Source organism: Streptomyces sp. G5(2025) (genome assembly GCF_049542075.1).
GTDB lineage: Bacteria > Actinomycetota > Actinomycetes > Streptomycetales > Streptomycetaceae > Streptomyces.
The window spans coordinates 792,306-815,766 of the sequence record NZ_JBMUZT010000006.1; the positions used below are offsets into that span (position 1 = coordinate 792,306).

The window sequence follows — 23,461 nt, forward strand, 5'->3', positions numbered from 1 at the left end:
GGGCGAGTCTCCCATGATCCGTACACGGCATCGCCGCGCGGACGTCATCCGCCCGTTCCTCGCCACGACCGTCTTGTACGCCACCGGCGCCCACCCCTACCCTGACTTTGTGCCGCTACTAAACAAATTCGGGTCCGCAGCGTCGCGGTCCACCGCCCCCGACCTCCGCCGCCTGCGCGCGGCGCTCACCGTCTTCTTCGCCCTCGACGGCTTCGTCTTCGCCGGCTGGGTCGTGCGCATCCCCGCCGTCAAGGAGCGGACCGGCGCCTCGGCGAGCGAGCTCGGGCTCGCGCTGCTCGCCGTCTCCGCCGGAGCGGTGGTGACGATGACGCTCACCGGACGGCTCTGCAAGCGCCACGGCAGCATCCCGGTCACCGTGGCCTGCGGTGTGCTGCTTCCGCTGAGCGTCGCGCTGCCACCGCTGACGGATTCCGTGCTCGTGCTCGGGCTCGTCCTGCTCTTCTTCGGAGCCGCGTACGGCGGGATCAGCGTGGCGATGAACAGCGCCGCCGTCGATCTCGTGAGCGCGCTGCGGCGGCCCGTGATGCCCAGCTTCCACGCGGCGTTCAGCCTGGGCGGCATGGTCGGCTCGGGGCTCGGCGGCCTGGTCGCGGGGCACCTCTCCCCCACCCCGCACCTGCTGGGCATCACCGTCGTCGGCCTCGCGGTCACCGCGACGACGGCGCCCGCGTTGCTGCGGCACGGGGCGGCGGATCGTGTACGAGCACGCGCCGGCGCACAGCCGAAGCCGCGACCGCAGGACTCCGCGGCCTCCCCCCGCAGCCGTCCGCCCCGCACGGACCGCCGCACCCGCGCCCTCGTCCTCGTGTTCGGGCTCATCGCGCTGTGCACCGCGTACGGCGAGGGCGCCATCGCGGACTGGGGCCCGCTGCACCTGGAGCAGGACCTGCGCGCGCACCCGGGCGTCGCCGCCGTGGCGTACTCGTGCTTCGCCCTCGCCATGACCGTCGGCCGCCTCATGGGCACCACGCTCCTCGAACGGCTCGGCCGGACCCGCACCGTGGTCGGCGGCGGCGCGACGGCGTGCGCCGGAATGCTGCTGGGGTCCCTGGCGCCCTCGACGGGCCCGGCCCTCGCGGGCTTCGCCGTCACCGGGCTCGGGCTCGCCAACATCTTTCCCGTGGCGGTCGAACGCGCGGGAGCGCTGGCCGGTCCAGGCGGGGTCGCGGCCGCGTCCACGCTCGGCTACGGCGGCATGCTCGTCGGGCCGCCGTTCATCGGTTTCATGGCGGACTGGTACTCCCTGCCCACGGCACTGACGAGCGTGGCCGTACTGGCGGGGGTCGCCGCCTGCATCGGTTTCGCGACGCGGCACACGGAACACCCGGCACCCACGACCCATCCGGCACATACCGAGGACATCGGCCATACGGAAACGGTCTGACATATTCCGGAGGCTCGGGTTCGACCGCACTCCATCCGACACACTCTGCGCATGGACATTTCCCGGTACATCCAAGTGATCAGCGCCGAAGGGCAGTTACTGGCCCGGGCCGCCGAACAGGCCGGGCCCGACGCCAAGGTGCCCACCTGCCCGGACTGGGAGGTACGGGACCTGCTGCGGCACACCGGGATGGTGCACCGCTGGGCGGCGGCGTTCGTCACCGAGCGGCGCACCGAGTTCCGGCTCGGCGGGGAGCTGCCCGAGCTGGACGGCGCGGCGCTCCTCGACTGGTTCCGCGAAGGGCACGCCGCGCTGGTCGACACGCTCACCGCCGCGCCGCCCGACGTCACGTGCTGGACCTTCCTGCCCGCCCCGTCACCGCTGACCTTCTGGGCCCGGCGGCAGGCGAACGAGACCACCGTCCACCGGGCCGACGCCGAGTCCGCGCGCGGCGGTGAGCCGTCGCCGGTGGCCGTCGAGTTCGCCGTGGACGGGATCGAGGAGTTGGTGCTCGGCTTCCACGCGCGGGACAAGAGCCGGGTGCGCAGCGACGTGCCGCGGGTGCTGCGCGTGCGGGCGACCGACACGGCCGACGAGCGGATCTGGACCGTACGGCTCTTCGAGGGGCCGCCCGTCGTGGAGCGCGGCGCCACGGCCCCCGCCGACTGCGAGATCTCCGGCCCGGCGGCACGGCTCTATCTGGCGCTGTGGAACCGGCTGCCGTTCCCCGAGGTGACCGGCGACCACTCGCTCGCCGCGCTGTGGCGGGAGAGGTCCGCCATCGTCATGCGCTGACCTGTGGCCGTCGGCTGCGGACTCAATGGGACCGGGCCCCGGAGTCAGAACGGGAACCGGAAACGAAACCGGAACCCGAACCGGAACCGCAGTCGGAGCCGGAGAGCATCCGCTTGAGCACCGCCCGCTGCAACGGCCGCACCTCGCGGTGCCGTTCACGTCCCTTGTCGGTCAGGGAGACCCGCACCCCTCGCCGGTCCTCGCTGCACATGCCGCGCTCGACGAGGCCGTCCTTCTCCAGACGCCCGATGAGACGCGAGAGCGCGCTCTGGCTCAGGTGGACCTGCGAGGAGATCTCCTGGACGCGGAACGTACAGCCACCGTCGTCCGACGATCCCTCGGCCAGGACGTCGAGGACCTCGAAGTCGCTCGCCCCCAGGCCGTGCGGATGCAGCTCGCGGTCGAGTTCGCACAGTGTGCGCGCATGCACCGCGAGGATGTCCCGCCATTGATCCACGAGCCCCTGCTCGGCCGTTTTCGCCGCCATGACATGCGACGGTAGCAGAGAGCGCCCAGTTTGTTGCATCAGAATCTAATGCATATGCACTCTCTGCATACGCATATAATTTTCCTGCGAGCGGGATGGTGCCCAGTGGCGGTCCCTTGCCCGCCGGGCACCCGGCTGTGACACTTCCTGGCATGGCACAAACGGGGTATGGAGGGCGACGGTCGGCCGCCGACCGGGACGCGATCACGATCGAGATCGGCTACGCGCTCGCCAGCGGGGTGGTCGTGGCCCTCGCGGTGTTCGGCGTGGTGACCGCCGGTCCTCTGCTGGCGTTCGACCCGCCACGCGCCGTCGCGAGCGCGCTCATGACGGCGGGGCCCGTGCTCGCCGCGGTGGTGTTCCTGGTGCGGGTGACCACCGTGCTGTGGCGGTTCCACGGACGCACGCGGGCGGCGGCTCAACCCGGCCGGCCGGGGCGGACCAGGCCCGACTCGTAGGCGAGCGGGACCAGTTGGGCGCGGTCACGGGGCGCCCCGTTTCACCATCCGTCCGGTTCACGTGCGTCTTGGCGGTGAGCGGGCTCACGACCAGGCGGCGGCCGATCTCCTCGTTCGACTGGCCGATGCCGACCAGCGCCATCACCTCCCGCTCGCGCTCGCTGGGTCCGCTCAGGGCGTCGGCGGCGGCCGGTTCCTTCGAACGGGCCGCGAACTCGGCGATAACGGGCCGCGAACTCGGCGATAACGGGCCGCGAACTCGGCGATGAGGCGGCGGATCACACCGGGCGAGAACAGCGCGTCGCCGTCGACCACCGCGCGCAGCGACGGGTACGGGGTGGCGGTGGCGGTGGCGCACCAGGAGGGCCGCCGTGGCCAGGAGCAGCAGCACGCGCGGGGCGGGGTGAGGCTCTCACGGCCGGGCTGGCCGTGCCCGGCGAAACCGATAGCCGATCCGCACCGACACAGTGAGCGCGAGCATCGTCGGCCAGGGCAGCCGGCGCCGCGCTCCGTCCTGCGTACGAGTTCCACGAGGACGGCCCGTACCGCCACATCGGCGCTCCGCCCCACGCCGGGTACGGCCCACCCGGCCCGCGTTCGCGCTGCCACTCCGGGTGCCCCGCCGGCCGCCCCGACCCACGCCCCGCCTGTCGCGCACCGCGGTACGTCCGCCAGCGGCCGCGCCCTAGCGGTCCATCGCGCTCAGCGCGCGGCCCGCCAGCGGATGCGTCCGTACCAGTTCCCCGAGGGTCGTCGAGCCGCGCGTGATCTTCGCGAAGGCGTTCCACGCGGGGCGGAAGCCCGTGATCGCCGCGTGGAACATGCCGGGGCGGCGCTCGAAGGCCTGGAGCATGCGGCGCCCCACGCTCATCTCCACGCCGAGGCCCGCCTTGATCGCGAAGGCGTAGTTCAGTGCCTGGCGGCGGGCGTCCACCGCGTCGTGCGCCTCGGCGATCCGCACCGCCCACTCGCCCGCGAGCCGCCCGGAGCGCAGCGCGAAGGAGATGCCCTCGCGGGTCCACGGCTCAAGGAGTCCCGCCGCGTCGCCACAGACCAGGACCCGGCCGCGGGAGAGCGGCGAGTCGTCGCTGCGGCAGCGCGTGAGGTGCCCGGAGGAGATGCTCGGCTCGAAGCCCGCGAGGCCGAGCCGGGCGATGAAGTCCTCCAAGTACCGCTTGGTGGCGGCGCCTTCGCCGCGCGCGGAGATCACGCCGACGGTGAGGGTGTCGCCCTTGGGGAAGACCCAGCCGTAACTGCCCGGCATGGGGCCCCAGTCGATGAGGACCCGTCCCGCCCAGTCCTCGGCGACGGTCGCGGGCACCGGGATCTCGGCCTCCAGGCCGAGGTCGACCTGGTCGAGCTTGACCCCGACATGCGCTCCTATGCGGCTGGCGCTGCCGTCGGCGCCCACCACGGCGCGGGTGAGGACGGTCTCGCCGGCCTGGAGCACGACCGCGACGGTCCGCCGGTCGGGCACCTCGGGCCCGTGCTGCTCCACGCGTGCGACGGTGACGCCGGTGCGCAGCTCGGCGCCCGCCTTCTGGGCGTGCTCGACGAGCTGCTGGTCGAACTCCGGGCGATTGATGAGCCCGAAGAGCATCTGCCGGGAGCGGCGGGTGCGGGTGAACTTCCCGTCGAGGGAGAACGTCACCGCGTGCACCCGGTCCCGCAGCGGCAGCTCGAAGCCGGGCGGCAGGGCGTCCCGCGACGGGCCGATGATGCCGCCGCCGCACGTCTTGTAACGCGGCAGTTCGGCTTTCTCCAGGAGCAGCACGCTGCGTCCCGCGACGGCCGCCGCATAGGCCGCCGAGGCCCCCGCGGGGCCGGCTCGACCACGACGACATCCCACACGTACCGGGCGTCGTCCGCTGAGTTCTCGCTGCTCACGTTGGTCTACCGCTCCTGATCCCGCTGTTGGCCGCGCTTTCCCCAGGCATCCTACGGCGGAGCCCCGCGAGCCTCTCCTGTGGGAGGATCGCAGGCATCCACAGGTACAACGTCGCACCTACGAGGAGCGTGCCCATGTCGCCGCATCCGATCGCCGAGACCGTCGCCTCGCTCATACCGAGGGCGAAGGTGGAGCTCGCCGAACTGGTGGCCTTCAAGTCGGTGGCGGACTTCGAGCAGTTCCCGAGGAGCGAGAGCGAGGCCGCCGCGAACTGGGTGGCGGACGCGCTGCGGGCCGAAGGCTTCCAGGACGTCGCGCTGCTCGACACCCCGGACGGGACCCAGTCGGTGTACGGCTTCCTGCCGGGCCCCGAGGGCGCGCCGACCGTCCTGCTGTACGCGCACTACGACGTGCAGCCGCCGCTCGACGAGGCCGCGTGGGCGACCCCGCCGTTCGAGCTGACCGAGCGCGACGGCCGCTGGTACGGCCGGGGCAGCGCCGACTGCAAGGGCGGCCTCATCATGCACATGCTCGCGCTGCGCGCCCTGAAGGCGAACGGCGGGGTCCCGGTGAGCGTCAAGGTGATCGCGGAGGGCTCGGAGGAGCAGGGCACGGGCGGCCTGGAGCGGTACGCGGAGCAGCACCCCGACCTGCTCATGGCCGACACGATCGTCATCGGTGACGCGGGCAACTTCCGGGTCGGCCTGCCGACGGTGACGTCGACGCTGCGCGGCATGACCCTCGTACGCGTCAGTGTCGACACCCTTGAGGGGAACCTCCACTCCGGGCAGTTCGGCGGCGCCGCCCCGGACGCGCTCGCGGCGCTGGTCCGCGTGCTCGACTCGCTGCGCGCCGAGGACGGCTCGACGACGGTCGACGGCCTCACGGGCGACGCCGTCTGGGACGGGCTTCAGTACGAAGAGGACGCCTTCCGCAAGGACGCCAAGGTCCTCGACGGTGTCCAGCTGATCGGCGGGGGCACCGTCGCCGACCGGATCTGGGCGCGCCCCGCCGTCACCGTGCTCGGCATCGACTGCCCGCCGGTGGTCGGCGCGACGCCGTCCGTGCAGGCGGGCGCGCGGGCGCTGATCAGCCTGCGGGTGCCGCCGAGCGTGGACGCCGCCGAGGCGACGAAGCTGCTCCAGGCCCACCTGGAGGCGCACACGCCGTGGGGCGCGCGGGTGCACACGGAGCAGATCGGGCAGGGCCAGCCGTTCCGCGCGGACACCACGAGCCCGGCGTACGCGGCGATGGCCGAGGCGATGGGCGAGGCGTACCCGGGTGAGGAGATGCAGTACGCGGGGCACGGCGGCTCGATCCCGCTGTGCAACACCCTCGCGTCGCTCTACCCGAGCGCGGAGATCCTGCTGATCGGCCTGAGCGAGCCGGAGGCGCGGATCCACGCGATTGACGAGAGCGTGTCCCCCGAGGAGCTGGAGCGCCTCTCGGTCGCCGAGGCGCTGTTCCTCCAGAAGTACGCCGCGAGCTGACCGGCCGGCGGGCGTCCCCTGGGGCGGTCATCCGTCGAGGGGAACGCCTGCCTCCAGGTAGAGGGCAGCACCGCGCTCACGTGCGCGCAGCGCCCAGCGCAGCCGTTCGTAGCGCACCGAGGGCAGCAGCTCGGCGGCTTCCTGTTCGGTGACGAAGCGCCAGTCGCGCAGTTCGGGTCCGGGTAGGAGCATGCGGTGGGCCTCGGCGCTGTCGAGCCTGCCGCCGTCGAAGAGGAACCGCATCCCTCCGTAGCCGGGCGGTTTCGGCGGCTCCCAGTCGGCGACCAGCAGGCGGAGTTCGCCGGTGAGTCGGATGCCCGTCTCCTCAGCGACCTCGCGTACGCCCGCGCGCGCGGGAGCCTCGCCGGGTTCGACGACGCCGCCGGGGAACTCCCAGCCGGCCTTGTAGGTCGGGTCGACGAGCAGCACCCGGTCCTGTTCGTCGAAGAGCAGCACGCCCGCGGCTAGGGTCTCCGCGGTGGGCTCGGGCGTCTGCACGATGTCGCAGGCCTGGGCGGATCCGGTGCGCACGGCTTCGGCGAGGAGCTCGGCGGTCTCGCGGGGGACAGCGCGGTGGTGTCGACGCGGTGGGCGTCGGCGCCGAGCCACCCGGCGAGGGCCGCGCGGTACGGCTTGATGTGATCGAACGACCACTGGCGAACGCGCAGGTCACCGTCGGGCAGGTCCGGCGGTACCTCGCGGCCGGCTATTCGCTCCCGCAGGATCGTTTCGTCAGGGGTGAGCACGATGTGCCGCACGGGGATTCTGCGCGAGGCGAGGCCCCCGAAGATCTCGTCGCGGTACTCCTGGCGCAGCAGCGTCATCGGCACCACGAGGACGCCGCCCATCTCGGCGAGGAGCGCGGCCGCGGTGTCGACGACGAGACGGCGCCAGATCGGCAGGTCCTGGTAGTCGCTCACCTCGGCGAGACGCTTGGGCGGCAGCAGGTGGGGCAGTGCGCCGCCGATGACTTCGGGGTCGAAGAACGTGCTGTTCGGGATCAGCTCGATCAGTTCCCGTGCGGCACTGGTCTTGCCCGCACCGAACGCGCCGTTGATCCAGACGATCACGGTTTCCCCCTCTTCCGTCGGCCCCCTGTGGCTTGCCCGCAACACCCTGCCATGGAAACCAGGCGCTGATGGGCGAGCGGTTCGCGCCACATACGCCATGTCAAGCGGCCCGCCCTGTTTTCACCTGATCGCATGGGATGCCTTGTCGTGAATCGTTCCCGCACTCCGGAGCGGCCCGTCCCCGGCTAGCGTGGCCCGCCAGGCGCCCAGTCCCCGGCGCCCTGAAGGCACTGGCATTCCCGGAGCGTCGCGTCCCCCTCGCGGGGAGTGCGGCGCCGGCGCTGGGGGGATCGATGCGGCAGAACGAACTGAGCGAGAGCGCGCGCGGGGACTTCGACCGACCGCCGCGCGTGTACGGGCTGGACCACGCCGTCGTGATCGAGCTGCACGGCGAGATCGACCTTGTGGCCCATCGACGGCTTGCCCCACTGATCGACGCCGTGGCCACCGGCCCGGAACCGATCGTGGTCGTCGATCTGAGCGAGGTGGAGTTCTTCGACTGCTCCGGCGTCTCCCTGCTGATGCGGGCCCACCGGAGGGTGAGCGACAGGGGCGGTCAGCTGCGCGTCGTCTGCGCGGACCCACTGACCTTGCGCGTGCTGCGCCTGACGCACCTCACCGGGCCCCTCTCCCCGCGCCGACCGTGGGGGCGGCGCTGCTCACGCCGTAGTCAGGCGGCGCGACGTCTGAGCGAGCGCGCCACGCCTCCTCGTCTTACGTTGGCCGGGTAGGCCCACCGAACTCAAGGAGGAGCCATGGCCGGCAAAGGCGGCATGGACAAGCTGAAGGGCAAGGCCAAGGAGATGACCGGCAAGGCCACCGGCGACAAGCGCCGCGAGGCCGAGGGCCGGACGGACCGGGCCAAGGGCGGCGCCAAGGACGCCGTGGAGTCCGCCCGCGACAAGGCCGAGGGCATGAAGGACTCGCTGAAGCGGGACGATTCCTGAGAACCCTCCTTCCTGAGAACTCTCAAGGACACTGTCCGGTCCTGTGGTGTGCCGCGCCCCTCGCCCCGAGCGGGGGGCGCTGCCGTGGCCGGCGGCGCCCCGGCACGCCGCTACTTCAGCTTCCACTCCCCCGTGTGATCAGCCATCCCCGAGTCCATCGTGAACTGCGCCGTCGTGGCCTCGACCCCCTTCGGGACCTCGACCACGACCCAGCCGAGGGCCTTGGCTCCCGGCTTGAGGCGCACGTCGGAGGACATGGACGGACCGGCGGTGATGTCGGCGAACGTCGTCTGGAACTGCTGGCCGTCGGCGTCGGTGACCTGGATGCCGTTCTGCGGGCTGTCGCCGTACGCCTTGGTGCCGGTGTTGACGAGCCGGAACTGGAGCCCCAGCCAGCGCTTGCCCTTCTCCGGGACGCTGTACTCGTCGCCCGACGTGGCGTTGTCCGCGACCTTGACCAGCGTGACGTCGAGCCCGCTGCCCTCCTCCAGGCCCGTCACGGCGATCGTGTCACCGACCCCGGCATCCCGCTGCTCCTTGGCCTTGGGCTTGGGCTCGGCCTTGGCGGCCGGCTTGCCCTCGGAGGCCTTGTCCCCGCTCGTGGCCTCACCGGCGGCGGTCTTCTCGGGCTTGGTGCTGACGTCGTTGTCCGTCGAACCGCAGGCGGTGGTGGCGGTGAGCGCGCCCAGTACGAGGACGCCGGCGGCGATGCTTCTGACGCGGATGCGCATGTTCCCCCCAGGGGTGAATGAGTACACGTGAAGGACCCGTGAACTCCGCGCAGGGTTGTACAGGAAAAGCGTTCGATCCGGGTGGCGGAAAGTCTCCCCCGCGGCGCCGCTTTCGCGCATACGATCACGAACGGCCTCCAGGGGGGAGGCCGTTGGCATGAAGAAGGCATGAAGGAGGGGACATGTCCGGAGTTTCCAGACGTGCTTTGCTGGGTTACTCGGGTTCGGCCGCGGCCGGTGCCGTCGTCGCGTCGGCGGGCTCGGCGCAGGCCGCCGAGGGCAAGGCAGCCGAGGCCGGGACGGCCGGCGCGGAGCAGGCTTCCGAGGTCGAGTGGCCGATGGGGGGCGAGTTCACGGGACACAGCAGCCTCGCCGCTGACGACGCCTCGATGACGGTGGAGTTCAGCCTGGTGATCGAGAACGCTCCTTCGGGGCAGAACATCACACCGCTGGACATCGCCGACGCGATCAACAAGATGGCCGAGGCGCGCGGTTGGCCCCGGATCCAGTTCCACGGCATGGTGAGAACCCCGCTGAACTGACGCACCCGCGATGCCCCCGCCCGGTACCACTCGGGCGGGGGCATCGCGCTGCCCGCCTCGGGCCTGGCTTTCCGTACGGAGGCGGGGGAAGGATATGGCATGGACACGCACGCCGACGCGACGTACGCGCCGTCCATAGGACACGTACGTCGGCGGGACACGTACGTCCGCAGGACACGTACACCCACAGGACGCACACGTCCGCGTGACGCTCAGCGCTTCATGGCGCGCCCGGCTCCATGACGCGCAAGGCTTCATCTTCCGCGAGTACGGAGGAACGTAACGATGCGTCATATGCCACCCCCTGCGCCACCCACCATCCGCCGAAGAGTGCTCGGATCGTTCGCCGCCATCCTGCTGTGTACCGGAGGGCTCGCCGCCCCGGCCGCCGCGCGTGACGCCGGGGAGCAGCCCGCCACCGGGACGTCCGCCGCCGGGCGCGCCGTGAAACTCCCCGACGGCTTGGCGCTCACCCCGCCCATGGGGTTCAACAACTGGAACTCCACGCACTGCCGGGCCGGGTTCGACGAGGCGATGGTCAAGGGGATCGCCGACATCTTCGTCGAGAAGGGGCTCAAGGACGCCGGCTACCAGTACGTCAATCTGGACGACTGCTGGGCGCGTCCGGAGCGCGACGCCAACGGTAAGTTGGTGCCCGACGCCAAGCGTTTCCCCGACGGAATCAAGGCAGTTGCCGATTACGTCCACTCCAAGGGCCTGAAGTTCGGCATCTACACCAGCGCCGGTACGAAGACCTGCAACGTCGCCGGGTTCCCCGGCGCGCTCGGCCATGAGCGCAGCGACGCGCAGCAGTTCGCGGAGTGGGGCGTCGACTACCTCAAGTACGACAACTGCAACAACCAGGGCGTGGACGCCAAGAAGCGGTACACCGCGATGCGCGACGCGCTCAGGGCCGCCTCCGAGACCACCGGCAGGCCCATCGTCTACAGCATCTGCGAGTGGGGCGAGAACAAGCCGTGGAAGTGGGCCGCGGGCGTCGGCCACCTCTGGCGCACCACCGGGGACATCAGCGACAACTGGCCCTCCATGCTGTCGATCATGAAGCGGAACCTGCCGCTCGACGCGTACGCGGGTCCGGGGCACTGGAACGACCCGGACATGCTGGAGGTCGGCAACGGCGGCATGACCGGCACCGAGTACCGCACGCACTTCTCGATGTGGTCGATCATGGCCGCGCCGCTGCTCATCGGGTCCGACCTGCGCAAAGCCTCCCCGGAGACCTTTGAGATCCTCGGCAACAAGGAAGTCATCGCCGTCGACCAGGATTCGCTGGGCAAGCAGGGCAAGGTCCTCTCGTCCGAGAACGGCCGCTGGGTCGTCGCCAAGGAGATGAAGGACGGCAGCCGCGCCGTCGCCCTCTTCAACGAGACCGGGAGCGCGCGGACCATCTCCACGACGGCGAAGGCGGTCGGCCTGCCGAACGCCACCGCGTACACCCTGCGGGACCTGTGGCGGCACAAGAGCCACCACACGGCGGGCAGGATCGCGGCGACCGTCCCCGCGCACGGCACCGTGCTACTGCGGGTGTCGGCCGACGGCTAGTGGGCCGACACCCGCCCGCCGTCGAACTCGGCCTGGAGAGCGGCGACTGCTTCGAGGCCGGCCGGCTAGGCCACGCCGCTCACCACCACGATCACCAACCTCGGCCGCGTACCGGCACGCCAGGTGACGCCGTCGGTCGAGGCACCCGGCGGCTGACGGAGCAAGGCGACCTCGCCGGCGGCGCGCGGGCACTGGCCCCCGGCCAGTCCCTGCGCACCTCGTGGCGGGTGACCGCACCGCCGGGCGCGGCCCCCCGGGACGTACGACGTGAAGGTCTCGGCGGCCTACCGCTCCCCCACGGGCGCCCGGACCCACCACGTCCTGCCGCTCACCTCGCGGGTGGTCGTCGCGCCGCCCGCGGGCGCCTCGGCGCTCGGCGAGCTGCCGTGGCTGTTGATGAGCAACGGCTGGGGCCCGGCGGAGCGGAACACCAGCAGCGGCGAGGGCGCGGCCGGTGACGGCGGGAAAGTGTCCGCCAAGGGGGTCGGCGTGCACGCCGCGAGCGAGCTCACGTTCTGCGCCGGCCGGGCCTGCGAGAAGGTCACAGCGGACGTCGGCGTCGACAACGCAGCACCAGGGGCGGCCCTTACGGCACGCGCCCGTGCGGACACCGGCAGGGCCGGGCGTGCACCCCGCCGCCAGCCCGGCCCGCACCCGACCCGCGCGATGACCCGCACGGACCGGGCCCGTCACGCCATCACACCGCCGCGGGCGCCAGGCGGCACCAGGGGCGGCCCTAACGGCACGCGCCCGTGCGGACACCGGCAGGGCCGGGCGTACACCCCGCCGCCAGCCCGGCCCGCACCCGACCCGCGCGATGACCCGCACGGACCGGGCCCGTCACGCCCGCACGGCACAGCCCCGTCCCACTCAGCGCCGCCTGCGGCATCGGGTCGGGCGGTCTTCCGTACTCGCCCCCGTGGGCCCCGCCCCTCAGCCCCCCACCGTCAACCGCACTCCCACCGCCCCGTTCGACGCGCCGCCGAGCGCCGCGGCCGCCGCGCCGACCAGGCCCGCGTCCGTGCCTGTCACGGCGGGCGCGACGGTCAGGCGGCGTACGAAGGAGAGCGTGGCGTAGTCGCGCAGGGCGCGGCGCAGCGGGGTGAAGAGGATGTCGCCCGCCTTCGCCACTCCGCCGCCGATGACCGCGATGTCGATCTCGACGAGCGTGGCCGTGGCGGCGATCCCGGCGGCCAGGGCCTGGGCGGCCCGTTCGAAGGAGGCGAGGGCGACGGGGTCCCCGGCGCGCGCGGCGTCCGCCACGGCGGCGGCGGACGTGTCGCCGTCGGGACCCGGCAGCCAGCCGTTCTCCACGGCGCGGCGCGCGATGTTCGGGCCGCTCGCCATGCGCTCGACGCAGCCGCGCGCACCGCACGGGCAGGGGTCGCCGTCGAGGTCCACGCTGATGTGACCGATGTGGCCCGCGTTTCCCGTGGGGCCGGGGTGGAGCTTGCCGCCGAGGACGAGACCGCCGCCGACGCCGGTCGAGACGACCATGCACAGCGCGTTGTCGTGGCCGCGGGCCGCGCCCTGCCAGTGCTCGGCCGCGGTCATCGCCACGCCGTCGCCGACCAGTTCGACGGGGAGCCCACCGGTCACCGCGCGGACCCGCTCCACCAGCGGATAGCCCCGCCAGCCGGGGACGTTGACCGGGCTGACCGTACCGGCCGAGGCGTCCACAGGCCCCGCGCTGCCGATGCCGACCGCGGTGACCCGGCCCCACAGCTCACCGGCGGTCAGCTCACCGAGGACCTCCTCGACCGCCCGCATCACCGTGTCGCCGTCCTCGCGCGCGGGCGTGGGCCGCTGGGCGCGCACCAGGATGCGCCCCCGCCCGTCCACCAGAGCGCCGGCGATCTTGGTGCCGCCGATGTCGAGTGCGGCGACGAGGTCCATGTGCATCTGTGTCGGGTCTCCTGTGTAAGGGCAGGCCGGAGAGTGCGAAGGTCAGTATCTCCTTCAGTCTCCCCTGCATCTGACAACGTTGTCCAGGCCCTATGCTCGACGCCACATGCTTCAAGGGCGGCCCCACGCCCCGGGAAAAGCCCAGGAAAAGCCCAGGAAATCCGTGGACGACAGGACAGGACAGCGCACCGTGGCCGAGACCGCCGCCCGACGACCCGCCAACCGCTACGGCAACCGTCCGACCATGAAGGACGTCGCGGCCCGCGCGGGGGTCGGCCTGAAGACGGTCTCGCGTGTCGTGAACGGCGAGCCGGGCGTCACCCCCGACACCGAACGCCGCGTCCAGGAGGCCATCGAGGCCTTGGGCTTCCGTCGCAACGACAGCGCGCGCGTCCTGCGCAAGGGCCGTACCGCCAGCATCGGCCTCGTCCTTGAGGATCTCGCGGACCCGTTCTACGGCCCGCTGAGCCGCGCCGTCGAGGAGGTCGCCCGGGCGCACGGCGCGTTGCTCATCAACGGTTCGAGCGCCGAGGACCCGGACCGTGAGCAGGAGTTGGTGCTCGCCCTGTGCGCGCGTCGCGTCGACGGGCTCGTCATCATCCCGGCCGGTGACGACCACCGCTATCTGGAGCCCGAGATCGCCGCCGGGGTCGCGACCGTCTTCGTGGACCGCCCGGCGGGGAGGATCGACGCCGACGTGGTGCTCTCCGACAGCTTCGGCGGCGCGCGGGACGGCGTCGCCCACCTCATCGCGCACGGCCACCGCCGCATCGGGTTCATCGGTGACCAGCCGCGCATCCACACCGCCATAGAGCGGCTGCGTGGCTACCGCGCCGCGATGGAGGACGCCGGCATCCCGGTCGACGAGGCGTGGGTGTCGCTGGGTGTCACCGACCCGCGGCGGGTCCGCGCGGCGGCCGAGGCGATGCTGTCCGGCGTCGAGCCGGTCACGGCGGTCTTCGCGGGCAACAACCGCGTGACCGTCACGGTCGTGCGGGTCCTGGCCGCCCTCGACCGGCCGGTGGCCCTGGTGGGCTTCGACGACATCGAGCTGGCGGATCTGCTGGACCCCGGCGTGACCGTCGTCGCGCAGGACGCGGCGCGGCTGGGCAGGACGGCCGCCGAGCGGCTGTTCCGGCAGCTCGACGGCGCGTCCGGGGCGCCGGAGCGGGTCGAGCTGCCGACGCGGCTCATCACACGGGGGTCGGGGGAGCTGCCGCCCGCCGACTGAACGACGATCCCCGCTGCACCGCTCCTCAGGGCCAGAAGGCGATCGCGAGCGCGACCAGTGTGCCGAGGGCCACGAGGCCACCGAAGGCCCCGGCGAACAGCGCGGCCTTCGGGGCTGCGGGCTTCAGCTCTCGCCACCCCAGCTCCTCGGCCACGCCCCGGATCAGGCGGTGCCCGTCGGCGGAGGAGAAGGAGTGCCGCTCGGAGCCGTCCAGCGAGCGGCTCCACGTCCGGTACCGCGCCCGGCCGATCTCCACGGTCTTCCACGTGGTCCCGAACGGCCCTCGCTCTTGGGTGCGGACGACGTCCGTCAGCGTGAAGGTCTTCTCTGCGCGGCGCAGTTCGACTCGGTAGGTGTGCACGTGGCGTTCGCCCGGCACCGGGACGCCCACCACCAGGTCGAATCCCCGCTCCGTCCACCGGTAGCGATATGGCGTGCCGGCGGTCGCGGCCTGGATACGGGCGCGCACCTCCTCGGCGCCGCTCGGTCGGGACGTGTCGTTCATACGCTCGATGTCCGTTCTCACGGGCTCACCGGTCTGACCGGTTTCAGCAGGTCGGCAGGCCAGGCAGCGGCTTGTCGTTGTCGCCGCCCTTGATGTAGACGTCGCTGACGAAGACGCCGGTGTTGCCGCTGTCGTCGTCCGTCTTCGCCCACCAGATGTTCGTCCACTCCCCGTGCGTCTCGCGGCGTCCGAGGTTCTGCTGGCAGTAGAAATAGTTCGTGCCCGCGTTCAGCACGCCCGCCTCGGCACCGGAGGCGGTGTACGACTTCGCGGTGCGCCACACCGTGCAGTTGTACTTACCGCCGCCGATGGGGTGGCACACGAGGTCCTCGGCGGAGCCGCCCCCGCCGCCCGGCTCGCCTGCGCCGGTCGGCTTGGACGTGGGGTCGGGGCGCGACGCGGGCTTGTCCCGGCCCTTGCCGTCCTCGGCTTTCTCGCCCTTGTCCGAGGCGCTCTTGTCCCGGTCCGAGGTGTCGGCCCCGTCCTTCCCCGCGCCCTTGGAGCGCTTCGCGTCCGGCTCGCGGGACTTCTTGTCGTCGCGGTCCGACGGCTCGGGGCGCTTCGTTCCGTCTCCCAGAGGGCCACGGCTGCCGTCGTCCTCGGTCGAACCGGAGCCTCCGGCGGCCGTGTCCTCGCGTGCCTGGCTGCCGCCGCCGTCCTTGCCGCTGAGGTAGGCCACGGTTCCGCCGGTCACCGCGAGGACCGCGGCGACGGCGGCCGCGGCGAGCAAGGCCCTGCCCCGGCGCGGGCGCCGCGTGGAGCGGGTCTCCCCGAGGCGGACGGACGGCGGCCCTTGGGGCGCCACGAAAGGCGCGGACGCAGAGCCTGCGGACGCAGGAGGGGCGGGCGCGGGGTGGGCGGACGCGGGGTGGGCGGGCGCGGGGTGGGCGGGCGCGGGGTGGGCGGGCGCGGGGTGGGCGGGCGCGGGGTGGGTGACCGACGGCGGCGGCCCGAAGCCCGGCGGTGGCGTGCTCGGGATGCTGCGCTCGGTGCCCGGGTGCGGTCCAGGGGTGGCCCCGGGGGCGTGCGCGCCGCCGGGCCCGAGGGCCGCCACACCGGCGAGCAGCCGCCGCGCCTCTTCCGCGTCCGGGCGCGCCTCGGGGTCCTTGTCCATGAGCCGGCGCAGTACGGGGGTCAGCGCCCCCGAGCGTCGCGGCTCCGGCAGCGGGTCGGCGACGATCGCGGTGAGCGTGGACCACGTCGACGTACGGCGGAAGGGGGAGGAGCCCTCGACCGCGGCGTACAGCGTGGCGCCGAGCGCCCAGACGTCCGAGGCGGGGCCGGGGTCGTGGCCCTGGGCGCGCTCGGGCGCCAAGTAGTCCAGGGAGCCGACGAGTTCGCCGCTGCGGGTGAGGTGCGTGGCCGAGCCGTCGCCGGGGTCTTCCATCGTGGCGATGCCGAAGTCGGTCAGGACGACGCGCCCACTGCTCTCCAGCAGGATGTTGCCGGGCTTCACGTCGCGGTGCAGCACGCCGACGCGGTGCGCGGCGGCGAGGGCCTCCATGACCTTGGCGCCGATGGCCGCGGCCTCGCCGGGGCCGAGGGCGCCGCGCTCGCGCAGCACGTCGTCGAGGGACGGGCCGTCGACGAGCTCCATGACGATCAGCGGCCGACCGTCGACCTCGGCCACGTCGTGCACGGCGACGACTCCGGGATGGCGCACGCGCGCGGCGGCGCGGGCCTCGCGCTGCATTCGCAGGCGCAGGTCGGCCAGTTCGGGCCCCGCCGCGTCCGTGTACGTGCGCAGCTCCTTCACCGCGACCTCGCGGTGCAGCACCTCGTCGACCGCGCGCCATACGACGCCCATGCCACCGCGGCCGAGCTGCGCCAGCACGCGGTAGCGGCCCGCGAGGAGTCTGCCCGCCTCGCCCGTCTGTTCCTGGTCCCCCGAAAACACCGCTGCCCCGTCCGTGTGACGCCACTTTCCGTGGCGTACAGACTACGGGGCAGCGGTGACGGTGACCGTACGTGCCGGGTGTTACTTGCCCGAGGCCGTGAGATCGCCCCGGCGCGGTCCCGAGAAGCCCTGGAGTCGGGCCAGGGTCAGGCCGGTGAGCCGGGTGACCTCGCCCACGTCGAGGGCGCCGCAGTCCAGGCCCCGCAGCAGGTAGCCGGCGAGGGCCTTGGCGGTGGCGGGCTCGTCGGCCACGGCGCCGCCCTCGTGGTGACCGGCGTAGGCGGCCAGGCGCTTGGCGGCGGCCTCGAAGCCCTCACGGTAGAACGCGAAGACGGCGGCGTAGCGCGTCGGGATGTGGCCGGGGTGCATGTCCCAGCCCTGGTAGTAGGCGCGGGCCAGGGCGCGCCGGGTGAGGCCGTAGTGCAGCCGCATGGCGTCGTGGACCTGCTCGGTGGCGCCGACGGGCAGGACGTTGGTGGAGCCGTCGGAGACGCGGACTCCGGTGCCGGCGGCGGCGACCTGCATGACGGCCTTGGCGTGATCGGCGGCCGGGTGGTCGCTGGCCTGGTAGGCGGCGCTCACGTGCAGGCAGGCGCTGTAGTCGAAGGTGCCGTAGTGCAGGCCTGTGGCGCGGCCCTCGGCGGCCTGGATCATGCGGGCGACGGCGGCGGTGCCGTCGGTGGCGAGGATGGACTGGCTGGTCTCGATCTGGATCTCGAAGCCGATGCGGCCCCGCTCCAGGCCGCGCGCCTTCTCGAACTCCTCCAGGAGGCGCACCATCGCGGTGACCTGCTCGGGGTACGTCACCTTGGGCAGCGTCAGGACGAGCCCGTCGGGCAGGCCGCCCGCCTCCATGAGGCCGGACAGGAAGACGTCGAGGGTGCGGATGCCACGGTCGCGTACCGCCTCTTCCATGCACTTCATGCGGATGCCCATGTACGGGGCGGCGGTGCCGTTCTTGTACGCCTCGGCGATCAGGCGTGCCGCGCGGGCGGCGTCCTGGTCCTCGTCGGCCCCCTTGTAGCCGTCCTCGAAGTCGACGCGGAGGTCTTCGATCGGCTCGCGCTCCAGCTTGGCCCGTACGCGCGTGTGGACGGCCTCGGCGAGGTCGTCCGACAGGCCGAGGACGGCGGCGAAGGAGGCGGCGTCCGGGGCGTGTTCGTCGAGCATCGCCAGGGCCTTGTCGCCCCAGGTGCGGATGGTGTCGGCGCCGAACTGCTCACCGGGGACGTAGACGGTGTGGACGGGCTGGCGGGTGCCGGGGTCCCCGGGGTAGCGGCGCTCCAGCTCCGCGTCCACGGGGGCGAGGGAAGCGCTGATGCCCTCGCTGACCGCGCCGGCGAGGCTCGTCGCCACCTTCTCTTGCTGACCCATTCCCGCATCCTCCACACAGTCGGTGCCGCGCCCGGCAGTTTCCGCTCCACGGAATCAACAATCCGTATAGCGAAGTTATCCGCGACCTTCGCCCTGGTCAACACCCTCCCGTGTCCTGCATCCGTAGCCGACCGCGCCGGTTCACGCGTGTCCCGGGCCCCGGCGGCGGCCGACGCGGCCAGTCTGTGGCCCACATCCTCCCGCGCGCCTCTGGTGCTCGCCGCGCGGGCCGAACTCAAGGAGCATGTGTGCCGATCGACTCGCCCTTCACGCGCCGTTCCGTCCTGCGGACCGCGCTCGCCGCCGCCGTGGCGCTCCCCGTGTCCGGCACGGTGCTGTCCGGCGGCCCGGCACAGGCCGCCCCGGGCCCGGAAGCGCGCCTGGAGGTCATGTCGTACAACGTCCGCTTCGCGAGCAACCGACCACCGCACACATGGCCCGAACGCCGCCCGGTCATGAAGGAGATGCTCCTGCGCGCCCAGCCGCACATCATCGGCACCCAGGAAGGTCTCTACTACCAGTTGCAGGACATCGAGTCCGACCTCGGCGCGAACTACGACTGGGTCGGTACGGGCGTCGGGGGCGGAAGCCGCGACGAGTTCATGGCCGTCTTCTACGACAACCGCAGGCTTTTCCCGCTGGAATATGAGCACTTCTGGCTCTCGGACACCCCGTACACCATCGCTTCGAACACCTGGGGCGCCAACTCGCCCCGCATGGCCACCTGGGTGCGCTTCCTCGACCTGATCACCAACACCCAGCTGTATGTCCTCAATACGCACTTCGACCACGTCAGCCAGAACGCGCGCGAGCGTTCGGCGTCCCTCATGGTCGAGCGCATCGCGCTGTTGAAGACGACCACGCCGCTCATCGTGACGGGTGACTTCAACGCGACGGCGCACGACAGCGCCGTCTACACCACGATGCTGGGCGCCGGTCTCGTCGACACCTGGGACGTCGCCAAGGAACGCGGCCCGGCATACGGCACGTTCGGCGGTTTCAAGCCGCCCGTCGTGGGCGGCGGCCGCATCGACTGGGTCCTGACGCGGCCGTCGGCGACGGTCCACGCGGCGTCGATGAACACGTTCTCGCTCGGCGGGCAGTACCCGAGCGACCACTGGGCCGTGCAGGTGACGATGACGCTGTGACGCGGCGAGGCCCCCGCACCGCTGTGCGCGGGGCGAGGGCCTCGTACAGGCGCGACAGGCTCAGCCCTTGCGGGACTTGACCTCTTCGGTGAGGGCCGGGACGACCTCGAAGAGGTCGCCGACCACGCCGTAGTCGACCAGGTCGAAGATCGGGGCCTCGGCGTCCTTGTTGATGGCCACGATGGTCTTCGAGGTCTGCATGCCCGCGCGGTGCTGGATCGCGCCGGAGATGCCCGAGGCGATGTACAGCTGCGGGGAGACCGACTTACCGGTCTGGCCCACCTGGTTGGAGTGCGGGTACCAGCCGGCGTCGACCGCGGCGCGCGAGGCGCCGACGGCGGCACCGAGCGAGTCGGCGAGGGCCTCGATGATCGCGAAGTTCTCGGCGCCGTTGACGCCGCGGCCGCCGGAGACCACGATCGCGGCCTCGGTCAGCTCGGGGCGGCCCGTCGACTCGCGCGGGGTGCGCGAGACGACCTTGGTGCCGGTGGCCTTCTCGGAGAAGGAGACAGACAGCGCCTCGACGGTGCCCGCGGCCGGGGCGGCCTCCACGGCGGCCGAGTTCGGCTTGACCGTGATGACCGGGGTGCCCTGCGTGATGCGGGACTTGGTGGTGTACGACGCGGCGAACGCGGACTGCGTGGCCACCGGGCCCTCGTCGCCGGCCTCCAGGTCGACGGCGTCCGTGATGATGCCGGACTTGATGCGGACCGCGAGGCGGGCCGCGATCTCCTTGGCCTCGGCGGAGGAGGGCAGCAGCACGGCGGCCGGGGAGACGGCGTCGTACGCGGCCTGGAGCGCGTCCACCTTCGGTACGACGAGGTAGTCGGCGAACTCGGGGGCGTCGGCGGTGAGGACCTTGACCGCGCCGTGCTCGGCGAGCGCGGCGGCGGTGTCGGCGGCGCCGTTGCCCAGCGCGACGGCGACGGGCTCGCCGATGCGGCGGGCCAGGGTCAGCAGCTCAAGGGTGGGCTTGCGGACGGCACCGTCCACGTGGTCGACGTAGACGAGAACTTCAGCCATGGGACTTCAATCTCCTGCGAGTGCGAAGAATCTGGGGGCGGTGGGAAAGGTGACCGAAGCTCAGATGAACTTCTGGCCCGCGAGGAACTCCGCGAGCTGCTTGCCGCCCTCGCCCTCGTCCTTGACGATCGTCCCGGCGGTGCGCGCCGGACGCTCGGTGGCGGAGTCGACCTTGGTCCAGGCGCCCGCGAGGCCGACCTCGTCGGCGTCGATGTCCAGGTCGTCCAGCTCCAGGGCCTCCACCGGCTTCTTCTTGGCGGCCATGATGCCCTTGAAGGAGGGGTAGCGGGCCTCGCCCGACTGGTCCGTCACCGACACGACGGCCGGCAGGGAGGCCTCCAGCTGCTCGGAGGCGCTGTCGCCGTCACGGCGGCCCTTTACGGCGCCGCCCTCGACGGAGACCTCGGAGAGCAGCGTGACCTGCGGGACGCCCAGGCGCTCGGCGAGGATCGCCGGGAGTACGCCCATGGTGCCGTCCGTCGACGCCATGCCGCAGATGACCAGGTCGTAGCCGGTCTTCTCGATGGCCTTGGCGAGCACCAGCGAGGTGCCCATGACGTCGGTGCCGTGCAGATCGTCGTCCTCGACGTGGACGGCCTTGTGGGCACCCATGGAGAGCGCCTTGCGCAGCGCGTCCTTGGCGTCCTCGGGGCCGACGGTCAGCACGGTGATCTCCGCGTCGCCGTCGCCGTCGTGGTCATCGGCGATCTGGAGCGCCTGCTCGACCGCGTACTCATCCAGCTCCGACAGCAGGCCGTCGACGTCGTCGCGGTCGACGGTCAGGTCATCGGCGAAGTGCCGGTCGCCGGTGGCGTCGGGCACGTACTTCACACAGACAACGATCCTCAAGCTCACGCCGGCTCTCCTACTGCATCGTCTTTACTGGGCTGCTGCCTCGGCTTATGGCCACTGCCTTCTTGCAGGCAGCATAGGCGCCTGAAGCGGCGGATCACGGTCGGGGCGGGCCGTGCTCCGAACGAAATATTACTCATGAGTACACCCAGTTCATTCCCGCTGAGCAAGCGCTTTGAACTGTGACCTTCCCAACCCTCCGTCATCACCTGAGGCGCCCGCTCGCGGGAACTCTCAGTCGCGCAGAGCGTTGAAGCGCCCCTGGTGGTAGAGGAGCGGGCGGCCCTCGCCCGCGGGGTCGCCGGTGACCACCTCCGCCAGCACCAGGCGGTGGTCGCCCGCGGGCACGCGCGCCACGACACGGCAGACCAGCCAGGCGAGGGCGCCGTCCAGTACGGGCACCCCCTCGGGCCCCTCGCGCCAGCTGGTGGGCGCCCCGAAGCGGTCGGCGCCGCTGCGCGCGAAGGTGGCGGCGAGTTCCTGCTGATGCTCGCCGAGTATGTGGACGCCGACGTACGCGGCCTCGGAGACCGCGGGCCAGCTGGAGGCACCGGTGCCGATGCCGAACGAGATCATCGGCGGGTCGGCGGAGACCGAGGTGAGCGAGGTGGCGGTGAAGCCGACGGGGCGTGAGCCGTGGGCCGCGGTGATCACGGCGACCCCCGCGGCATGCCGCCGGAAGACCGAGCGCAGCAGGTCGGAGGTGGCGGGTGGGTGGGCGCCGAGGGCGGGCGAGGCCGTCATGGAAGGAGGCTCCCGATAGATGCCGCGTGCAGTCAAGTCCGCCCGAGGATGTGAAAGATGTGTCACGGGCGGGGATACGGGTGTGTCCGCGCCCGGGGCAGCGAGGCGGTCGGTCACACGGCCTCGCCCAGCGCGGCGATCACGTCGGCCTTGCGGGGTTGTCCGGCGGCGCGGCGCACCACGTGGCCCCCGGCGTCCAGGACGAGGACGGTCGGTGTCTTGAGGACGCGCAGCTCCCGTACGAGATCGAGGTGGTCCTCGGCGTCGATCTCCACGTGGGCCACGCCGGGGACCATCGCGGCCACCTCCGCGAGGACTCTGCGGGTCGCGCGGCACGGCTGGCAGAACGCGCTGGAGAACTGTACGAGCGTGGCCCGCTCCCCCAGCCCCTCGCCGATGTCCGCCGCGTCGAGCCGCCGCCCGGTGCCATGTCCTGACACGTGTGCCTCCCGCCCCTAGGGGGCCTCGATCCGTTCGCTCCCCGGTTCAGCACCGGGGTACCCGCAAAAGATTCCGACGTGACGAGAATCTCCCGGATTGAGGGCACCAAGGCTGGTCACTCGTCCGTTCTTGGGGCACGATCTGCGCAACGCCGAAAAACCTACGGCTGCGTAACCTCTCGCCGGGAGCCCCCTCCCCAGCCAGACACGAAGGGCCCTCGCCACCCATGGCCGAGCTTGTCTACCGTCCCGTCATCGGTGCAGCGAAAACGCTGTTCAAGGCATGGGACCTGAAGATCGACTGCAAGGGGTCGGAGAACATCCCACGCTCCGGCGGCGCGGTCCTCGTCAGCAATCACATCAGCTACCTGGACTTCATCTTCGACGGCCTCGCCGCCCTGCCGCAGAAGCGGCTGGTGCGCTTCATGGCCAAGGAGTCGGTCTTCCGGCACAAGATCTCCGGGCCGCTGATGCGCGGGATGAAGCACATCCCGGTGGACCGGAAGTCGGGCGAGGCGGCCTACGCGCACGCGCTGGACTCGCTGCGCTCCGGGGAGATCATCGGCGTCTTCCCCGAGGCGACGATCTCGCAGTCCTTCACCCTCAAGACCTTCAAGACGGGCGCCGCGCGGCTGGCGCAGGAGGCCGGGGTGCCGCTCATCCCGGTGGCCCTGTGGGGCACGCAGCGGCTGTGGACCAAGGGCCACCCGCGCAACTTCAAGCGCAGCCACCTGCCGATCACGATCCGCGTCGGCGAGCCGGTCGAGGCGCCCAAGGACCAGTACGCGGGCGCGATCACCCGGCGGCTGCGCGAGCGCTGCCAGGAGCTGCTGGAGGCCGCGCAGCGCGCCTACCCGGTGCGCCCCAAGGGCCCGGACGACACCTGGTGGATGCCGGCACACCTCGGCGGGACGGCGCCGACCCCCGCCGAGGTGAAGGCCGCCGAGGCCGGCTGACCGTCTGCCC

19 protein-coding genes and 5 pseudogenes are annotated in these 23,461 nt (G+C 72.1%); 11 read left to right on the plus strand and 13 right to left on the minus strand.

All coding sequences use genetic code 11. From position 1 onward, the window contains the following. Positions 1-13: 13 nt before the first annotated feature. Both ACOBQB_RS14330 and ACOBQB_RS14335 read left to right on the plus strand, forming a co-directional pair. Entirely contained in the window at positions 14-1,405 is a 1,392-nt protein-coding gene (locus ACOBQB_RS14330; RefSeq protein ID WP_423591981.1) for an MFS transporter, read from the plus strand. 51 nt (positions 1,406-1,456) lie between these two features. Continuing rightward, positions 1,457-2,200 carry a maleylpyruvate isomerase family mycothiol-dependent enzyme gene (locus ACOBQB_RS14335; RefSeq protein ID WP_423591982.1) on the plus strand — a complete coding sequence of 248 codons (744 nt, stop codon included), beginning with the start codon at positions 1,457-1,459 and terminating at the stop codon, positions 2,198-2,200. Positions 2,201-2,297: 97 nt separating this feature from the next. On the opposite strand, the pseudogene ACOBQB_RS14340 reads toward ACOBQB_RS14335, so the two are convergent. After that, positions 2,298-2,687 (minus strand): annotated as a pseudogene (locus ACOBQB_RS14340) (MarR family winged helix-turn-helix transcriptional regulator); the annotation flags it as partial. 152 nt (positions 2,688-2,839) lie between these two features. Here ACOBQB_RS14340 and ACOBQB_RS14345 point away from each other — a divergent pair. After that, the gene (locus ACOBQB_RS14345) at positions 2,840-3,145 is read left to right on the plus strand and encodes a DUF6332 family protein (protein ID WP_423591984.1); all 306 of its coding nucleotides are present in this window, start codon (positions 2,840-2,842) and stop codon (positions 3,143-3,145) included. Here ACOBQB_RS14345 and ACOBQB_RS14350 read toward each other — a convergent pair. After that, a pseudogene (locus tag ACOBQB_RS14350) lies at positions 3,106-3,472 on the minus strand (LuxR C-terminal-related transcriptional regulator); the annotation flags it as partial. The gene ACOBQB_RS14345 and the pseudogene ACOBQB_RS14350 sit on opposite strands and share 40 nt — an antisense overlap. A gap of 358 nt (positions 3,473-3,830) precedes the next feature. Beyond that, positions 3,831-5,032 (minus strand): annotated as a pseudogene (locus tag ACOBQB_RS14355) (geranylgeranyl reductase family protein). 135 nt (positions 5,033-5,167) lie between these two features. Here ACOBQB_RS14355 and ACOBQB_RS14360 point away from each other — a divergent pair. Beyond that, positions 5,168-6,523 (plus strand): dipeptidase, encoded by a 1,356-nt coding sequence (locus tag ACOBQB_RS14360; protein WP_423591986.1) that lies wholly within the window; start codon positions 5,168-5,170, stop codon positions 6,521-6,523. A 27-nt stretch (positions 6,524-6,550) separates the two neighbouring features. Here ACOBQB_RS14360 and ACOBQB_RS14365 read toward each other — a convergent pair. Continuing rightward, a pseudogene (locus tag ACOBQB_RS14365) lies at positions 6,551-7,593 on the minus strand (NUDIX domain-containing protein). Positions 7,594-7,886: 293 nt separating this feature from the next. Here ACOBQB_RS14365 and ACOBQB_RS14370 point away from each other — a divergent pair. Together ACOBQB_RS14370 and ACOBQB_RS14375 are read left to right on the plus strand one after the other, a co-directional pair. Further along, complete coding sequence (locus ACOBQB_RS14370; protein WP_423591987.1) at positions 7,887-8,324, plus strand: STAS domain-containing protein; 438 nt, start codon at positions 7,887-7,889, stop codon at positions 8,322-8,324. A 24-nt stretch (positions 8,325-8,348) separates the two neighbouring features. Continuing rightward, the gene (locus tag ACOBQB_RS14375) at positions 8,349-8,540 is read left to right on the plus strand and encodes a CsbD family protein (protein WP_423591989.1); all 192 of its coding nucleotides are present in this window, start codon (positions 8,349-8,351) and stop codon (positions 8,538-8,540) included. Between the two features lie 110 nt (positions 8,541-8,650). Here the strand turns inward: ACOBQB_RS14375 and ACOBQB_RS14380 are convergent, their stop codons facing one another. Then, entirely contained in the window at positions 8,651-9,271 is a 621-nt protein-coding gene (locus ACOBQB_RS14380) for a DUF4352 domain-containing protein (protein WP_423591990.1), read from the minus strand. Positions 9,272-9,453: 182 nt separating this feature from the next. Here ACOBQB_RS14380 and ACOBQB_RS14385 point away from each other — a divergent pair, with 182 nt between their 5' ends. Together ACOBQB_RS14385 and ACOBQB_RS14390 are read left to right on the plus strand one after the other, a co-directional pair. After that, positions 9,454-9,813: a hypothetical protein gene (locus ACOBQB_RS14385; protein WP_423591992.1), complete on the plus strand. Its 360-nt coding sequence runs from the start codon at positions 9,454-9,456 to the stop codon at positions 9,811-9,813. Positions 9,814-10,098: 285 nt separating this feature from the next. Next, positions 10,099-11,943 (plus strand): annotated as a pseudogene (locus tag ACOBQB_RS14390) (NEW3 domain-containing protein); the annotation flags it as partial. Between the two features lie 366 nt (positions 11,944-12,309). Here the strand turns inward: ACOBQB_RS14390 and ACOBQB_RS14395 are convergent. Continuing rightward, the gene (locus tag ACOBQB_RS14395; protein ID WP_423591994.1) at positions 12,310-13,278 is read right to left on the minus strand and encodes an ROK family protein; all 969 of its coding nucleotides are present in this window, start codon (positions 13,276-13,278) and stop codon (positions 12,310-12,312) included. A gap of 166 nt (positions 13,279-13,444) precedes the next feature. Here ACOBQB_RS14395 and ACOBQB_RS14400 point away from each other — a divergent pair, with 166 nt between their 5' ends. Further along, the gene (locus ACOBQB_RS14400; RefSeq protein ID WP_423591997.1) at positions 13,445-14,512 is read left to right on the plus strand and encodes a LacI family DNA-binding transcriptional regulator; all 1,068 of its coding nucleotides are present in this window, start codon (positions 13,445-13,447) and stop codon (positions 14,510-14,512) included. Positions 14,513-14,537: 25 nt separating this feature from the next. On the opposite strand, the gene ACOBQB_RS14405 is transcribed toward ACOBQB_RS14400, so the two are convergent. From ACOBQB_RS14405 to ACOBQB_RS14415, 3 genes are all read right to left on the minus strand, one after another. Continuing rightward, a complete protein-coding gene (locus ACOBQB_RS14405) occupies positions 14,538-15,017 on the minus strand; it encodes a hypothetical protein (RefSeq protein ID WP_423591999.1) in 480 nt (159 codons plus the stop codon). 43 nt (positions 15,018-15,060) lie between these two features. Further along, positions 15,061-16,914 carry a serine/threonine-protein kinase gene (locus tag ACOBQB_RS14410; protein WP_423592001.1) on the minus strand — a complete coding sequence of 618 codons (1,854 nt, stop codon included), beginning with the start codon at positions 16,912-16,914 and terminating at the stop codon, positions 15,061-15,063. A gap of 81 nt (positions 16,915-16,995) precedes the next feature. After that, positions 16,996-18,288, minus strand: coding sequence for a DUF6986 family protein (locus ACOBQB_RS14415; protein ID WP_423592003.1), 1,293 nt, complete (start codon positions 18,286-18,288; stop codon positions 16,996-16,998). A 248-nt stretch (positions 18,289-18,536) separates the two neighbouring features. Here ACOBQB_RS14415 and ACOBQB_RS14420 point away from each other — a divergent pair, with 248 nt between their 5' ends. Further along, complete coding sequence (locus ACOBQB_RS14420) at positions 18,537-19,436, plus strand: endonuclease/exonuclease/phosphatase family protein (protein ID WP_423592005.1); 900 nt, start codon at positions 18,537-18,539, stop codon at positions 19,434-19,436. A gap of 60 nt (positions 19,437-19,496) precedes the next feature. Here ACOBQB_RS14420 and ACOBQB_RS14425 read toward each other — a convergent pair whose 3' ends face one another. The 4 genes from ACOBQB_RS14425 to ACOBQB_RS14440 form a co-directional block, all read right to left on the minus strand. Further along, positions 19,497-20,459 (minus strand): electron transfer flavoprotein subunit alpha/FixB family protein, encoded by a 963-nt coding sequence (locus ACOBQB_RS14425; protein WP_423592007.1) that lies wholly within the window; start codon positions 20,457-20,459, stop codon positions 19,497-19,499. Positions 20,460-20,519: 60 nt separating this feature from the next. Continuing rightward, positions 20,520-21,314, minus strand: a complete 795-nt coding sequence (locus tag ACOBQB_RS14430; RefSeq protein WP_423592008.1) for an electron transfer flavoprotein subunit beta/FixA family protein — start codon at positions 21,312-21,314, stop codon at positions 20,520-20,522. Positions 21,315-21,545: 231 nt separating this feature from the next. After that, a complete protein-coding gene (locus ACOBQB_RS14435) occupies positions 21,546-22,055 on the minus strand; it encodes a flavin reductase family protein (RefSeq protein WP_423592010.1) in 510 nt (169 codons plus the stop codon). A 113-nt stretch (positions 22,056-22,168) separates the two neighbouring features. Then, the gene (locus ACOBQB_RS14440; RefSeq protein ID WP_423592012.1) at positions 22,169-22,495 is read right to left on the minus strand and encodes a thioredoxin family protein; all 327 of its coding nucleotides are present in this window, start codon (positions 22,493-22,495) and stop codon (positions 22,169-22,171) included. Between the two features lie 227 nt (positions 22,496-22,722). Between ACOBQB_RS14440 and ACOBQB_RS14445 the strand changes: the two genes are divergently transcribed. Next, positions 22,723-23,451: a lysophospholipid acyltransferase family protein gene (locus tag ACOBQB_RS14445; RefSeq protein WP_423592014.1), complete on the plus strand. Its 729-nt coding sequence runs from the start codon at positions 22,723-22,725 to the stop codon at positions 23,449-23,451. Positions 23,452-23,461 lie beyond the last annotated feature (10 nt).

Coding starts and splice junctions, on each gene's coding strand:
- ACOBQB_RS14330 (WP_423591981.1), top strand. CDS start 14: ATGATCCGTACACGGCATCGCCGCGCGGACGTCATCCGCCCGTTCCTC.
- ACOBQB_RS14335 (WP_423591982.1), top strand. CDS start 1,457: ATGGACATTTCCCGGTACATCCAAGTGATCAGCGCCGAAGGGCAGTTA.
- ACOBQB_RS14345 (WP_423591984.1), top strand. CDS start 2,840: ATGGCACAAACGGGGTATGGAGGGCGACGGTCGGCCGCCGACCGGGAC.
- ACOBQB_RS14360 (WP_423591986.1), top strand. CDS start 5,168: ATGTCGCCGCATCCGATCGCCGAGACCGTCGCCTCGCTCATACCGAGG.
- ACOBQB_RS14370 (WP_423591987.1), top strand. CDS start 7,887: ATGCGGCAGAACGAACTGAGCGAGAGCGCGCGCGGGGACTTCGACCGA.
- ACOBQB_RS14375 (WP_423591989.1), top strand. CDS start 8,349: ATGGCCGGCAAAGGCGGCATGGACAAGCTGAAGGGCAAGGCCAAGGAG.
- ACOBQB_RS14380 (WP_423591990.1), bottom strand. CDS start 9,271: ATGCGCATCCGCGTCAGAAGCATCGCCGCCGGCGTCCTCGTACTGGGC.
- ACOBQB_RS14385 (WP_423591992.1), top strand. CDS start 9,454: ATGTCCGGAGTTTCCAGACGTGCTTTGCTGGGTTACTCGGGTTCGGCC.
- ACOBQB_RS14395 (WP_423591994.1), bottom strand. CDS start 13,278: ATGCACATGGACCTCGTCGCCGCACTCGACATCGGCGGCACCAAGATC.
- ACOBQB_RS14405 (WP_423591999.1), bottom strand. CDS start 15,017: ATGAACGACACGTCCCGACCGAGCGGCGCCGAGGAGGTGCGCGCCCGT.
- ACOBQB_RS14415 (WP_423592003.1), bottom strand. CDS start 18,288: ATGGGTCAGCAAGAGAAGGTGGCGACGAGCCTCGCCGGCGCGGTCAGC.
- ACOBQB_RS14425 (WP_423592007.1), bottom strand. CDS start 20,459: ATGGCTGAAGTTCTCGTCTACGTCGACCACGTGGACGGTGCCGTCCGC.
- ACOBQB_RS14435 (WP_423592010.1), bottom strand. CDS start 22,055: ATGACGGCCTCGCCCGCCCTCGGCGCCCACCCACCCGCCACCTCCGAC.
- ACOBQB_RS14445 (WP_423592014.1), top strand. CDS start 22,723: ATGGCCGAGCTTGTCTACCGTCCCGTCATCGGTGCAGCGAAAACGCTG.